The 13,351-nt window shown below is 72.0% G+C and carries 7 protein-coding genes and 1 pseudogene; 1 reads left to right on the top strand and 7 read right to left on the bottom strand.

Annotation, left to right across the window (positions count from 1 at the left end; genetic code table 11):
• Positions 1 to 21: 21 nt before the first annotated feature.
• Positions 22 to 798: an AraC family transcriptional regulator gene (locus OG764_RS40515; protein ID WP_328973852.1), complete on the top strand. Its 777-nt coding sequence runs from the start codon at positions 22 to 24 to the stop codon at positions 796 to 798.
• 106 nt (positions 799 to 904) lie between these two features.
• Here the strand turns inward: OG764_RS40515 and OG764_RS40520 are convergent, their stop codons facing one another.
• The 7 genes and pseudogenes from OG764_RS40520 to OG764_RS40550 all read right to left on the bottom strand — a co-directional run bounded on the left by OG764_RS40520 (position 905) and on the right by OG764_RS40550 (position 13,327).
• Positions 905 to 2,257 (bottom strand): cytochrome P450, encoded by a 1,353-nt coding sequence (locus tag OG764_RS40520; RefSeq protein WP_328973853.1) that lies wholly within the window; start codon positions 2,255 to 2,257, stop codon positions 905 to 907.
• Positions 2,254 to 2,802: a flavin reductase family protein gene (locus OG764_RS40525; RefSeq protein WP_328973854.1), complete on the bottom strand. Its 549-nt coding sequence runs from the start codon at positions 2,800 to 2,802 to the stop codon at positions 2,254 to 2,256. The genes OG764_RS40520 and OG764_RS40525 overlap by 4 nt, the downstream gene beginning before the upstream one ends.
• Entirely contained in the window at positions 2,799 to 3,287 is a 489-nt protein-coding gene (locus OG764_RS40530) for an acyl-CoA thioesterase (RefSeq protein WP_328973855.1), read from the bottom strand. The genes OG764_RS40525 and OG764_RS40530 overlap by 4 nt, the downstream gene beginning before the upstream one ends.
• A gap of 5 nt (positions 3,288 to 3,292) precedes the next feature.
• Positions 3,293 to 9,103: a type I polyketide synthase gene (locus OG764_RS40535; protein ID WP_328973856.1), complete on the bottom strand. Its 5,811-nt coding sequence runs from the start codon at positions 9,101 to 9,103 to the stop codon at positions 3,293 to 3,295.
• A 281-nt stretch (positions 9,104 to 9,384) separates the two neighbouring features.
• Positions 9,385 to 10,416: pseudogene (locus OG764_RS40540) on the bottom strand (enediyne biosynthesis protein); the annotation flags it as partial.
• A gap of 2 nt (positions 10,417 to 10,418) precedes the next feature.
• Positions 10,419 to 12,347, bottom strand: coding sequence for a CRTAC1 family protein (locus tag OG764_RS40545; RefSeq protein WP_328973858.1), 1,929 nt, complete (start codon positions 12,345 to 12,347; stop codon positions 10,419 to 10,421).
• The gene (locus OG764_RS40550) at positions 12,344 to 13,327 is read right to left on the bottom strand and encodes a DUF1702 family protein (protein WP_443056300.1); all 984 of its coding nucleotides are present in this window, start codon (positions 13,325 to 13,327) and stop codon (positions 12,344 to 12,346) included. The genes OG764_RS40545 and OG764_RS40550 overlap by 4 nt, the downstream gene beginning before the upstream one ends.
• Positions 13,328 to 13,351: the final 24 nt, after the last annotated feature.

Consider the following 13,351-nt stretch of genomic DNA (forward strand, 5'->3'; position numbering starts at 1 on the left):
CCGTACCGACAGGGAGATACGGTGACCACGACGACCATCGAGCAGGCCGTCCGCCGCGTGATCGGCTTCATGCACGTCAATCTCGGCCAGGACCTGACGATCGACGACATGGCGCGCACCGCGATGTTCAGCAAGTTCCATTTCACGCGCATCTTCCGCGATGCCACCGGAACATCGCCCGGGCGTTTCCTCTCCGCATTGCGCATCCAGGAGGCCAAGCGCCTCCTCACCCACACCGATTTCAGTGTGGCGGACATCAGCAGCCAGGTCGGATACAGCAGCGTCGGCACTTTCAGTTCCCGCTTCAAGGCGTGCGTGGGTCTTTCCCCGAGCGCCTACCGGGAATTCGGCGGAGTGCTGCCGAAATTTCCCGCCACGACGGTACGCAGCGGCGCCGTGGCGCACAGCCTCTCCTTACGCGGACGCATCGTGCTGCCCCCCGGCGAGGAGCCGGGGAACATGTTCGTCGGTCTCTTCCCCAGCCGGGTGCGCCAGGGCCGCCCGGTGCGCTGGGTCGTCCTGGACGGCCCCGGCGCCTTCGAGCTGAAGGACGTGCCCAGCGGCGTCTGGCACATCCTCGTCCACTCCACCGCCTACGGCCGCGACCACGGCTCCCCGGCCGGCCGCGAGGACTCCGCCGTGCTGTCCGTCGGCCAGTACGGCCCGGTCACCGTGCGCCCGGGCGCCCTGCTGCGGCCGACCGAGATCGTGCTGCGCCCGCTGGACGTACTGGACCCGCCGGTGCTGCTGGCCCGGATCGACCAGGACACGACGGGCCCGGGCCGCCTGGCCCAGTGACACGGATCCACACCACACGGATCCACACGACACAGGTCCACACGACGAAGGGGCCGGCCGCGGTGTCCGCGGCCGGCCCCTTTCCGTTCCCGTGTCGTCCAGGCGCTCAGCTCACCGGATGCACCGTCATGGGCAGCCCACCGCGCATCCTGAGCGAGAGCATCGCCTCCGGCACCGCCTCGCCGCCGCGGACGCTGCGCAGCTCCAGGTCCCGGGTGATCAGGGCGGTCACGAAGACCGCCTCCATCATTCCCAGGTTGCTGCCGACGCAGAAGCGCGGCCCGGCGCCGAAGGGGATGTACGCGTAGCGGTCCCGGCCGGCCACCTGCTTGGGGTCGAAGCGCTCCGGGTCGAAGCGCTCCGGGTCGTCCCACAGCCGCGGGTTGCGGTGCATGATGTACGGGCAGACCAGCACGTCCGCCTTCTTCGACACGTGGAAGCCGCCGACCTCGTCGTCCGCCTGGGCCACCCGCGGCAGCACCCACACCGGCGGGTACAGCCGCATCGCCTCCTGGACCACCTTGGTCGTATAGGTCAGCTTGTGCAGGTCGGCCGCCTCGGGGATGCGGTCCCCGAGCGCCTCCCGGGCTTCGGCCCGCACCAGCTCGCGCGCCTCGGGATGGCGGTCCAGCAGGTGCAGGGTCCAGCCCAGGGTGCTGGCCGTGGTCTCGTGCCCGGCGAGGAGCAGGGTGACCAGCTCCTCGCGCAGCCGCTGCCGCACCCGCTGCGGGTCCGGCTCCTGGCGGCGGGCCGCCACGATGATCCGCGAGAGCGCGTCGTCGGCCTCCTCCCCGTACGCCATCCGCTTGATGCGGTCGGCTACCAGGGCGTCGGCCACCCGGTGCAGCTCCCGGCGGGCCCGGCGGAACCGGGCCTGCGCGGGGAACGGCAGCCAGCCCGGGGTCGCGCCCTGGGTGACCATCTCCAGCAGCGCCTGGTCCTGGACCTCCTCGAAGGCGTGCGCGATCGAGTCGTACTTGCTCACATCGGTGTCGAGCAGGGTCCGGCCCAGCACGCCGAGGGTGAGCCCGGTGACCTCGTGCAGCAGGTCGACGGGCCCGTCCCCCTCGTGCCGGCGCAGCAGGGCGACCAGCTTGGCGGCCTCCTCGGCGACGGCGTCCGCCTGGCGGGTGATGCGGCCCGGCTTGAAGGCCGGCTGGTTGATCTTCCGCTGGTTCTTCCAGATGTCGCCGTCGCTGGTGAGCAGCCCGTCCCCGAGGACCTGGCGGGCCTGCACCAGGCCGATGCCCTTGTGGTAGTTGTCGGCGTTGTCCGCCAGGACGTGCTTGGCGTAGTCCGGCCGGTTGAAGATGTAGAGCTTCTTGGGCCCCATCGAGACGCGTACGGCGTCACCCAGCGCGGCGGCGTCCCCCATCATGCCCAGCCGGTCCACGGCCAGCTTCTTCAGGAGGCCGGGCAGTGCCCACACCGGTGGGCCCGGCGGATGCTTCCTGGTCATGCCACCCTGCCCTCTCCGGGTTCCGCGCCGAACTGCCGGAACCGGCCGCCGGAGAACAGCAGGGCGTCCCCCGTGGTCCGCCGGCCGGCCGTCAGCACCTTGCCGAGGTAGATCGTGTGGTCGCCGCCGTCGTAGACGCGCCACTTCTCGCACTCCAGGTGGGCGACCGCGCCCGCGATGAGCGGCGCGTCGCCGGAGCGGCCCGGCACCCAGTCGATGTTCTCGAACTGGCCGACGCCCACCGGACGGGAGTGGTTGGCGAAGTGCCGTGCCACGTCGTCCTGCCCGGCGGCGAGCACCGACACCGAGAACTCCGGGGAGAGTGCGAGCTTCTGGTGCATCACCGCGTCCTTGTTGACGCAGATCAGCACGAGCGGCGGGGCGAGGGAGACGGACGTGAAGGAATTGGCCGTCATCCCCCGCGGCGCGTCCCCGCCGACCGTCACCACGGTGACGCCGGTGGGAAACGCCCCGAGAACCCCGCGCAACTGCTTTCTGTCATCGATGTCGACAAGCTCCGCGGACGGAGCGGCCATGACGCTCATGTATGCCTCCCTGCCAACGGCCGGGTCCCGGCCGCGTAGGGCGCCAGCGCTTGTGCCAGCGCGTCGGGGATCAGGGCCGGGACGGGGGCGCCGGCCGGCCCGCGCAGACACACGACGCGCTGCCTGCCGCGAGCCACCGGTACGTCGCCCTCCCCTGCCCCCTTGACGTAGTCGAACGTCAAGTCGAACTGTGTGTGTCCGATCTCGGCCACCCGCATCCGGATGGCCAGGCGGTCGAGTGCCGAGACCGCTTCGAAGAGCTCGCACTCGACCTGCAGCGTGAACAGCCTCAAGTCGGCGTGCCCGGCGTCCAGGTCGTCGTCGAGGACCGTCCCGAACGCCGTCTGGCGCAGGAACAACTGCCGGCAACGTGCCTGCCACTGGAGGTAGTTCACGTAGTCGGCGCTGCCCGCGAGATCGGTCTCGGCGAAGGCGACCGTGTGCCGGTACTCGAAGTACCCGAGGCTGTCCGCGCTGCCGCTCATGACGCTCAGGCCCCCTTCACGCCGGGGACGTCGTCCGCGCCGTCCGTCAGGAAGGCGAAGACCGCAGGGTCCAGGGCGCCGCGCAGCGAGGTCACGAAGGTCGCGATCCGCAGTGCGCCCGCCGTGAAGACCACCCAGTTGTCCCGGGTGCGCGGTGCCAGCGTGAGCGGTGCCCCCGCCATCACCCCTGCCTTCTTCAGGCACTCGGCGGCGCTCCACACCCGTGTCGCCGCCGTGTCCGGGGCCTCGCCCGTCTCCTTGGCGACCAGCTTGGCCAGCGCGGCGTGTTCGCCGAGCAGACCCGTCCAGTCGGCCTCGGTGCGGACGTTGACCGCCTCGACGTCGCAGGCGACGGTCCGCCCGGCCGCCACCCCGAGGGTGACGCCCAGCCCGTGGGCCGCGGAGACCTGGAGGCCGCCGTCGATCTCGGGCCGCCCGTCGGGCCGGTAGCGCACCTCGGCGGTGGCGCCCAGGGCCCGCTGCAGCGCGACGGCGGTACCCGCCCGGCGGCTGCCCTGCGACCCGTCGGCGTCCGGCGCGTCGGGCTCCACCGCGACCGCGATGTGCGAGCCGAGCACCTCCTCCAGCGTGCGCTCCAGGTACGAGCCGAGCAGCGGCTCCACCCACGGTCCGGAGCCGTCCGTCTTGCGCACGGCGTGCAGGGTCAGGCCCTCCCACCGCTCGACGACGGTCCCGTCCTCGGTGCGCACCGCGATGTCGTACACGTACGTGTCTCCGTCGCGGTACCGCTCGGTGGCGCAGTAGCGCACCTTCGCCGGCAGGTCCGTGCCCGCGGCCATCGGGTACAGCCGCTCGATGCCCGACGGCAGCAGGGTCGCGTCCGGGACGCACACCTGGTTGCCGTGCATCAGCGCGTCCCGCATGCCCGGGTCGGCCATCAGCAGCGTGGCCGGCAGGTACGGGGCGAACCACCCCGTCGGCGCGCCGATCGCCACGTCGGCGTCGACGTGCCGGGCGGCGGCCCGGTGGAAGGTGCCCAGCCTCTGGAAGCGGTCGCCCTGGAAGAGGACCCCGCCGTACAGGTCGGTCGCGGGCACCAGCGGCGCGGCCGGCACCCCCGCCCCGACCTGGTCGGGTGCTCCGTCGGGGATGGCGCCCTCCGCGTAGCGCAGGCGCGCCCGGAAGTGCTCGGCGACGAAGCCGGTCTCCTCCGCGTGCACCGCCACGTCGACGGTGTCCGGTCCGGTCACGGTGGCCGCGATCCGGATCCGGGTGGCGCCGTTGGGCGGCACGACGATGGGCCGCAGGAACTTGGCGCCCTCGATGACCGGGACCTTCTCCCAGCCGGTGGCCGCGTGCGCGACCTGGACCATCGCCTCCATGCCGAGCACCGCCGGCATCAGCAGGTTCCCGTCGAGCAGGTGGTCGGCGAGGTAGGCGTCGGTACCCGAGTTCAGCTCGACCTCGGTGACCAGCTCCACCCCGTGGTAGCGCACCAGCGGGGTGCCGGCGAAGCGCAGCAGCGGCAGCTGCGGCAGGTCCCGGCGGACCGTCGCGATGCCCTCGGTGCGACCGCTGATGACCGTGACCACCGGCGCGTCCGGGTCGCTGATCAGGCGCAGCAGGATCTCCACGCCGTGGTCGGGCGAGACCGGCACGATGCCCTCGCGGGAGAGGGTCTCGACGACGGAGAGCTTCTCGCCCATGCCGACGCCGGACCACACCGACCACTCCATGCACAGGGCGCGGCAGCCGGGGTGGTTGCGCGCGACCTCTTCGGTGAGGTCGGCCAGCCACTCGTTGGCGGTGGCGTAGTGCGCCTCGCCGCGCAGGCCCGCGCGGCCGATGATGCTGCCGAAGGTGACGAGCAGCTTGAGGCTGCCCTCGCCGACGGCGTCGAGCACGGCCCGCAGGCCGTCGACCTTCGGCGCGAAGGTGCGCCGGAAGTCCTCGATGCCCAGTGCCGTCAGCGCGGCCGGCTCGTTGCGGCCGGCGCCGTGCAGCAGCGCGGTGACCGGTCCGAGCTTCTCCGCGAGTTCGGCGACGGCGGCCGCGACCCGGGCGGGGTCGGTGACGTCGGCGCGCGCGTAGGCCACCGTCACACCGCTGTCCGCCATCCGGGCGAGGTTGTCGCCCAGGTCCTTGTCCTCGGCCGGGTCGGAGCGGCCCAGGACGGCCAGCTTCGCGCCGGTCTCCTTGGCCACGGCCAGGGCGCACTCGGCGGTGATGCCCTTGCCTCCGCCGGTGACGAGCAGGACGTCCGAGGAGCCCAGTACGTGCTCCTTGCGGGCGGGCGCCACCGGCAGCGCGCGCAGGGTCGGGACCCGGCGGGCGCCTTCGGTGTCGTAGTGCACCTCGGTGAAACGGGCGGTGGCCGCGACTTCCGCGACGACCGTGCGTACGGCGTCGGCGTCGGGCCGCGGGGTGTGGACGATGGTCGTCCGCAGGTGCCCTTCCTGGTGCAGGGTCTTGGCCAGGCCGGCCGCGCCCCGCCCGTGCTGCACCAGCACGAACCGCCGCTCCCGGTCGCCCGCGAGCGCGGCCTTAGCCCCGTCGAGGGCCTGCGCGATGTGCTCGGCCGGGCAGGCCGGCGGCAGCCAGACCACCACGCCCGCGCCCACCCCGGCGCCTTCGAGGGCCGCCTTCAGCTGCTGCCCGAAGGGGTCCGAGCCGGCCGTGAACAGCTCCCAGGGGCCGTTCTCGCCGCCCGGGGCCGCGGCCGCCAGGGGCACCTCGTCCAGGTCGACCGCGAACGGCCGCGCCCAGACCGCGGATCCGGTGACGAGCGGGCCGGAGCCCGCCGCGCCGCCGCCGGTGCCCGCCAGCTCCTCCAGGGCCTCGGCGAGCTGCGCCACCGTGGCGGTGGCGAAGTTCGTCGGCACGTGGGCCGCGCCGATCCCGAGCCGGGTGGCCGCCTGGTTGACGATCTGGCCGACCGTGATCGAGCTCATGTGCAGGTCGTCCAGGAGGCTGCTGTCGTCGGCCACCAGCTCCGGCGGCAGTTCCGCCCGCTCGGCGACCAGCGCCCGCAGCACCTCCAGTGCCGACTCGCCCTGCGCCTGGCCGGCCTGCTCGCCGCCGTCGCCGTCCCCGGCGCCCTCCGTACGCGGAGCGCGTCCGGCGGGCAGGCTGATCTCGGGTGCCTGCTCGCAGGGGCTGGTCAGGAAGCTGAACTCGGCGCCGATCTCCAGGGGCCGGGTCAGCCGGTCGCGGAACAGCCGCTCGTGGATGAGCGGGGCGCCGACCACGTACGCGGCGCCGACCACCTGGAGCAGCGCGCGCAGCGATTCGTCGTCCGTGTTGAGGGCGACGGCCGGGACGTCGACGCCGGCCTCGGCCAGCGTGCTCAGCACCCGGCCGGGGCCGACCTCGATGAACAGGTCGACGTCCGCGGCGGCCGCCTCCAGTGCCTGCGTGAACAGCACCGGGTCGGTGATCTGCTGGCGCAGCAGCTTCGCGAGGTCGCCGTCCTGCTCCAGGTCGGCGCCGGTGACGGTGGACACGATCCGCCGGTCCACGCTCCCGAAGTCCGCGCCGGCCAGCCACTCGCCGAAGGACTCGGCCGCCGGGGCGACCAGCGGGGAGTGGAAGGCGTGCGAGACGGCGAGGCGGGTGCACTTCACACCGGCCTGCCCGGCCCGCTGCGCCACCGACTCGACGGCGTCCACGGGACCGGCGACGACCGTCTGCTGCGGTCCGTTGTAGCCGGAGATGACGACGGGGAGCCCGTCGATCAGCGGTGCGACCGCGTCGGGCGCTGCCGCGAGCGAGGCCATGGTGCCCGAGGCGCTGTGCTCGGCCATCGCCGCGCCGCGTACCCGGGCCGCCTCCAGGACGGTGGGACCGTCGAGGGCGCCCGCCCAGTGCAGGGCGGACAGTTCGCCGAGGCTGTGGCCGACGGCCACGTCGGCCTCGATGCCGAGGGCGTCGAGCACCCGCAGGCCGGCGGTGGAGCCGGTGACGATGCGCGGCTGGGCCACGTCGGTCGCCACCATGTCGCCGTCGGTGGGCAGGCCCGCCTTGTCGTACACCTCGGCGGCCTCGGTGAAGCGGCGGCGCAGCGCGCCTCCGCCGGTGCCCTTGCCGGAGCCCTGGCCCGGGAAGAGGAAGCCGATGCGGGCGTCCCCGTCCCCGGTGCGGCCCAGGAAGGTGCGCCCGTCGGGCGCGAACAGCGAGGTGGTGCCCGCCTCGACGGTGCCGGCGAGCTGGCGCAGCCGCAGGTCGGCGTCCTCCGGGGAGGTGACGACGGCGGCGGCCCGGTAGGGCAGGTCGCGCAGTTCGCGCTGGAGGGTCGCGGCGAGGTCGCCGACCTGTGCGTACGAGACCTGCGCGGCGAAGGCGGCCACCTCGGTGAGGCGGGCGGCCAGCGCCTGCGGGGACTCGCCGTCCAGCAGGAGCAGTTCGGCGTCCTGGAGGGAGGCGGCCAGGGTGGTGGCGCGGCGGCTGGGTGCCGGGCGCCGCTTGGGCACGGCCTTGTCGACGACCACGTGGGTGTTGATGCCGCCGAAGCCCATGGCGGTGACGGCCGCGCGCAGCGGGGCGTCCTTGGGCCAGGCCTCGGCCTTGCGCAGCACCCGCAGGTTGGACTGCTCGCCGGTGAGCAGGTCGTGCGGGTCGACGCAGCCGATGGCCGGCGGTAGCATCGCCGCGTCCACGGCCATGGCCGCCTTGATGAGTCCGGCGACGCCGGCGGCGGCCTTGGTGTGGCCGATCATGCCCTTGATGGAGCTGATCGCGGCGAGCGGCGCCTTCGGGTCGGCCTCGGCGCGGGCGCCCATGATGGCGGTGAGCTCGGTGGCGTCGCCGACCTCGGTGCCGGTGCCGTGGCCCTCGAAGAGCGGCACGGTGTCGGCGCCGAACCCGGCGCGCTCGTAGGCGCGCCGCATGGCCAGCTGGTAGCCGCTGACCTCGGGCCGGGTGATGCCGCCCTGGCCGTCGGAGGAGATGCCCCAGCCGGCGACGGAGGCGTAGATGCGGTGGCCGGAGGCGAGGGCGTCCTCTTCGCGCATCAGGACGACCATGCCGCAGCCCTCGCCCGGCCAGAAGCCGTTGGAGCCGCGGTCGTAGAGCCGCATCTCCCGCTTGGCCAGGGCGCCGGTCTTGGCGAACCCGATGATCTCGAAGGGGTCGATGGACAGGTCCACGCCGCCGGCGACCGCCACGTCGAGGTCGCCGTTGACGAGGCCGGTCGCGGCGGTGGTGACCGACAGCAGCGAGGAGGAGCAGGCGCCGTCGACGGTGTAGCCGCCGCCGTTGAGGTCGAAGTAGTTGCAGATCCGGCCCGCGATGGTGTTGGAGAGGCCGCCGGCGAGGGTGTCCTCGTCGATGGCGGGGAAGGGCTGCTTGTACGCGCCCTCCACGCCTTCCAGGAAGTCGGCGAGCTTCTCGTCCTCCCAGTCCTCTGCCTTGAGGGCGGCCGCGAGCACCCGCCGTACGTACGGCCAGCGCAGCCGCATCACGTTGGCGCGGGAGAACTCGCCGGTGAGCGTGTTGCCGACGATGACGCCGGTGCGCTCCTTGGGCAGTCCCTCGCCGGCCGCGAAGCCGGCGTCGGCCAGGGCGCTGGAGGCGGTCTCCAGGGCGAGCCAGTGGGTGAGGTCGGTGGAGCGGTAGGTGCTGCCGGCGATGCGGTGGGCGATCCGGTCGAAGGAGTAGCCCTCCAGGACGGCGGCGTTGCGGGCGTAGAAGCGGTCCGGGGTGGTCGGGTCCGCGTCCCAGTAGTCCTCCAGCCGCATCCGCACGTCGGGCAGCCGGCGGAAGGCCCGGCGGCCCGCGACGGCGTTCTCCCACAGCTCGCGGTGGCTCGTGGCGTCGGGGTAGCGGGCCGCTATGCCGACGATGGCGATTCTGGTCACAGGGACACCGCCACCTTTTTCTCCTTGGCGGCCTCGGCGCGCATGGCGGCGCACTTGCCGTGCTGGCAGCTGCCGGCGGCGCACGCGTCCTCGGCGGCGGCGGAGGCCGCGGCGGGGACGGCGGGCGATACGGCGGCGGGCGGTACGGCGGCGATCGGGACGGTGGCGGCCGGGGCGGCGACGCGCGCGGCGGCGCACTTCTCGTGCCCGCAGGTCCCGGCGGCGCAGGCGTCCTCGGTCGCGGCGGCGAGCGGGACCGTGGGCGCCTCGGCGGGCGCCGGGGCGGGCGACGGGACGGCGACGAGCGCCTCCACGGGCCGGACCGGCGCGGTCTTGGCGGCCGCCTGCTGCTTGGCCTGCAGGTGCAGGAACCACAGGAACAGGCCGCGGATCCCGCAGACGATCGCGGTGGCGAAGAAGATGCCGTACGTGATGTTCACGGCCATCAGCAGGCCGTAGACGGCGGCGACACCGGCGCCGAACGCGATCTGCGAGGACTTCTTCGAGGGCGAGGTACCCGGGTCGGTGACCATGTAGTTGGTGAAGAGCACGAAGGCCGTGCCCGTCATCATGCCGAGGGCCGCGGGGATGGACGTGTCGAACATCCAGCCTCGGATGATCGCCTGGAGGGCGAAGCCCACGAGCCAGCCCATGATGAGCGGCATGCGGTTGGTGAGCTTGGCGTTGAGCATCGTGCCGAGCGTGATGATGACCGCCGGGAGGATCCAGTCACCGGGGCCGGTGGTGCCCGTCAGGTACTCGGTGAAGTGGTACGGCGGGGCGATGCTGGCCCAGGGGAACAGCACCAGGATGATCATGATGCCGAAGTTCGACGGGTTCATGTAGTGCCGCATGCGGCCCTTCACCGGGGCGCGCAGCACGTGCTTGGTGCCGACGGCCACGATGACGCCGAACATCATGACCCACCAGCGGTCATTGGTGTAGGTGAGCATGTTGACCGCGAGGCTGGTGATGTGCGCGGGGAGCAGGAACTCCATGAGTCCCTTGCGGCCGCCGCCCGCGTAGCGCGGGGCACGGCCCTCGCCCTTGGCACTGATCCATTCGAGGACGATCTCGGTGGTGTAGCCGGTGGCCACCGCGATGAACGGCCACAGCCAGCCCTGCTCGAAACCGAGCACGGTGTAGCCGAGGACGTTCAGCACGGAGATCGAGACGGCGAACCGCTGGAGCGCCTTGATGACCTTGGGGTCGTGCCGCGGGGGCGCGGCGGGCTTGGCGGACTTGGCTGGGCTGCCGGCGGCAGCGGTGGGGGCAGCGGCCGTGGGGGGCACTGCGCTGGTGTGAGAAGACATGTCTACTTCTCCTTGGCCTCGGTACCGAGCTGGACCGAGTGCCAGCCGGGGCTCAGCGTGAGAGCCTGCTTGCGGACCTGGCCGGTCGTGTCCCGCCAGGAGATGCTGGCCTGGACGGGTCCGGAGACCTTGCCGAGACCGATGTGGACGTCGGTGCTGCGCTTGCCGGAGTGGCCGCTGCCGCCGTCGACGCGGCCCAGCAGGACCTTGCCGTCGGGGAAGTTGACCCGTACCTGGGCGCCGACCACGGGGGATCCCTTGTCGTCGACGAGCTTCAGGCCCAGGAAGTCGTTCTTCGCGGGGCTGAGGTTGCAGTAGAAGACCGGGGCGTCCCACTGCCGGGCCACCACGAAGTCCAGGCGGCCGTCGCCGTCGGCGTCACCGGTGGCGATACCGCGGGTGGGCACGGGCACGTCGAGCCCGAGCTCGGGGGAGATGTTGTCGTACTTGCCGCCGTTGCGGGTCCAGAAGCGCAGGTACTGGTCGCCGGCGAGGTCGTCGCCGGCCTCGACCTTCGGCCAGGCGCCGGGGTGGCGCACCAGCAGGTCGTTGGCGGTGGCGAGCTCCTGGAGCTGCGCCCAGCGGCTGCGCTTGCCCTTCACGAAGCCGGTGGCCTGGGTGATCTCCGGGCGGCCGTCGTTGTCGAAGTCCGCCATCTTGGCGTCCCAGCCCCAGCCGGACCAGGCCGTGTTGAGGGAAGCGCTCTCGTCCTTCCAGGGCGCCTTCTTGTCGCTCATCTTGCGGTGCAGGTCGTCCAGGTTCTTCGCCTTGCTGATGAAGGTGTAGTTGGACTCCTGGATGCCGAACGAGGTCGTGATGTTGGACAGGAAGGCGTCGAGGATGCCGTCGCCGTTCAGGTCGGCCCAGTCGATGCCCATGCCCTTGAAGGAGCTGCGCCCGATCTCCTTGGACTTCGGCATGATCCCGTTGTGGCTGGCCTTCACCTCGACGAACTTGAGCTCGCCCGGGGTGGACCGGTTGTGCAGCAGCGTCGTGGAACCGAAGTCGAGGCCGAGGTACAGCTCGGGCAGCAGGTCGCCGTCGACGTCCGTGGCCGAGGCGGCCAGCGTCCAGCCCTTCTCACGGCCCTCGGGGACGACCTTGTCCGCCGGGATCCACTTGTAGCCGCCGGGGGTCTTGAGGAAGAAGTGCCCGCCGCCGCCGTTCTGCGCGTGCGACATGGAGTCGTTCATCGTGACCCCGCCGTCCTTGGTGTCGTCCAGGACGGGGCTCTCGGGGAAGTAGTTGCCGATGTAGAGGTCCTTGTGGCCGTCACCGTCGAAGTCCGCGACGGCGGCCGCGTTGGAGTTCCACAGCGGGCCGGTGTAGATGCCGCCGCCGGCGCCCGGCACCAGCTCGATCGGCTCGAAGCACTCCATCTTGGGCGGCATCTTCTTGTCCCAGGCCATCTTCTTCTGCTGGAAGATCACCGGGGTGCGGCCCCAGTAGTAGACGAGGAGGTCGGTGGCGCCGTCCTCGTTGAAGTCACCGGGGACACAGCCGATGGGGGCGCTGTACTTGCTCTTGGGCAGCGGCGCCATGTCCAGCGCGAAGGGCTCGTACGTGGCGCTCTTGCGGCCCGGGACGGGGGCCGGGGTGATGACCGCCTGGTCGATCCGGGGGTCGGTGATGCACAGGTCGTTGGGGAGCCCGTCGTTGTCGATGTCGTTCATCGCGACACCGGCGCCGACCGAGGAGATCCACGCCTCGATGTGCTTGTACGCCTTGTTCACCTTGCGGACGGTCTGCTGCTTGAAGCCGGCCGGCATGGCGATGGACATCGGCTCGAACTGGAAGGACTTGGCGAGTTCCCGCTTCTCGGCCGCGGACGACTCGTCCGGCTTCACCGCATAGAAAGCGCTCACCATGACGACGAGGGCCACAATTCCTGCTGCCTGCCTACGCAGCCAGGAGACTGGATTCTGCGTCATGCGCTCGCTCCTTTCTGGGAGTACGCGGGAACGACGATTTGCCGGGCGATCTCCTGCCGCCAGGTTTCGAATGCGGGAATCGCGCCGCCGTCGCAGCCGGTCGGGCGCGTCTCCAGGCAGACCCGGGAGGCCTCCTCCGGGGTGCGGCCGGCGCACAGCACGCGCGACGCCATCTTGGTGTGGTCGATGATGGTGCCGGCCTTGACCCGGGCCTCGGAGGCGAAGGCGGAGCCCTGCGCGAGGTTGGGCAGGTGCTTGCCCGCGTGCTCGGCGAAGCGCTTGAGCTCCGTCTCGTCGGCGCTGCCCGCGTAGGTGCAGGCGAGGCCGGAGCCGGCGTACAGGTCGCCGTGCCGGTGCTCGGGGTACGCGGCGATCAGACCGGCCACCACGTCGGGGTCGGTGCCGCCGACGAACCACAGGGCCCGGCCGATGCCCTGGTCGAGGACCCGCTGGCTGTAGGTGTCGTCGCCGCCCTTCCAGCTGAACGGGTGCGTGAGGTGCGGCTTGCGGACGTAGGCGTCCGTCTTGAAGTACGCCTGGTGGAAGCCGTATCCGTCGAGGATCAGCCAGCGCAGGACCGGGTCGATCTCCGTCACGTCCGGCCACAGGAACTTCGGCAGCCGGGCCATCGCCCAGCCGACGCCGACCCAGATCATGTAGTCGTGGCGGGCGCCCTCGCCCTCCAGGAAGCCGGCCAGCCGCTTGCTGCCCGTCAGCGAGTCGAGCATCACGGCGCCCATGCCGGCGCCCTCGTACGCGAATCCGCGGTAGGCACGGGGAACGGTCTCCAGCCACTCCTCGGCCTCCGCCGCGGAACGGGCCTCGACCGCATAGGCGTAACCCTGGAGGAACGTGGCCCCCACGGTTTCCAGCTGATTCTTCGCTTCCGGGTTCTTGACGTGGAAACCGCGCCGATCCAGATGCGTTTCCCGGACATTGGGTGTGAGGACTCGGCGCCTCAGCGCACGCAACATGGACACGTCCAACCGCCCCTCGTGTTTTCT

This window comes from Streptomyces sp. NBC_00239, from assembly GCF_036194065.1.
In the GTDB taxonomy this organism is placed as follows: domain Bacteria; phylum Actinomycetota; class Actinomycetes; order Streptomycetales; family Streptomycetaceae; genus Streptomyces.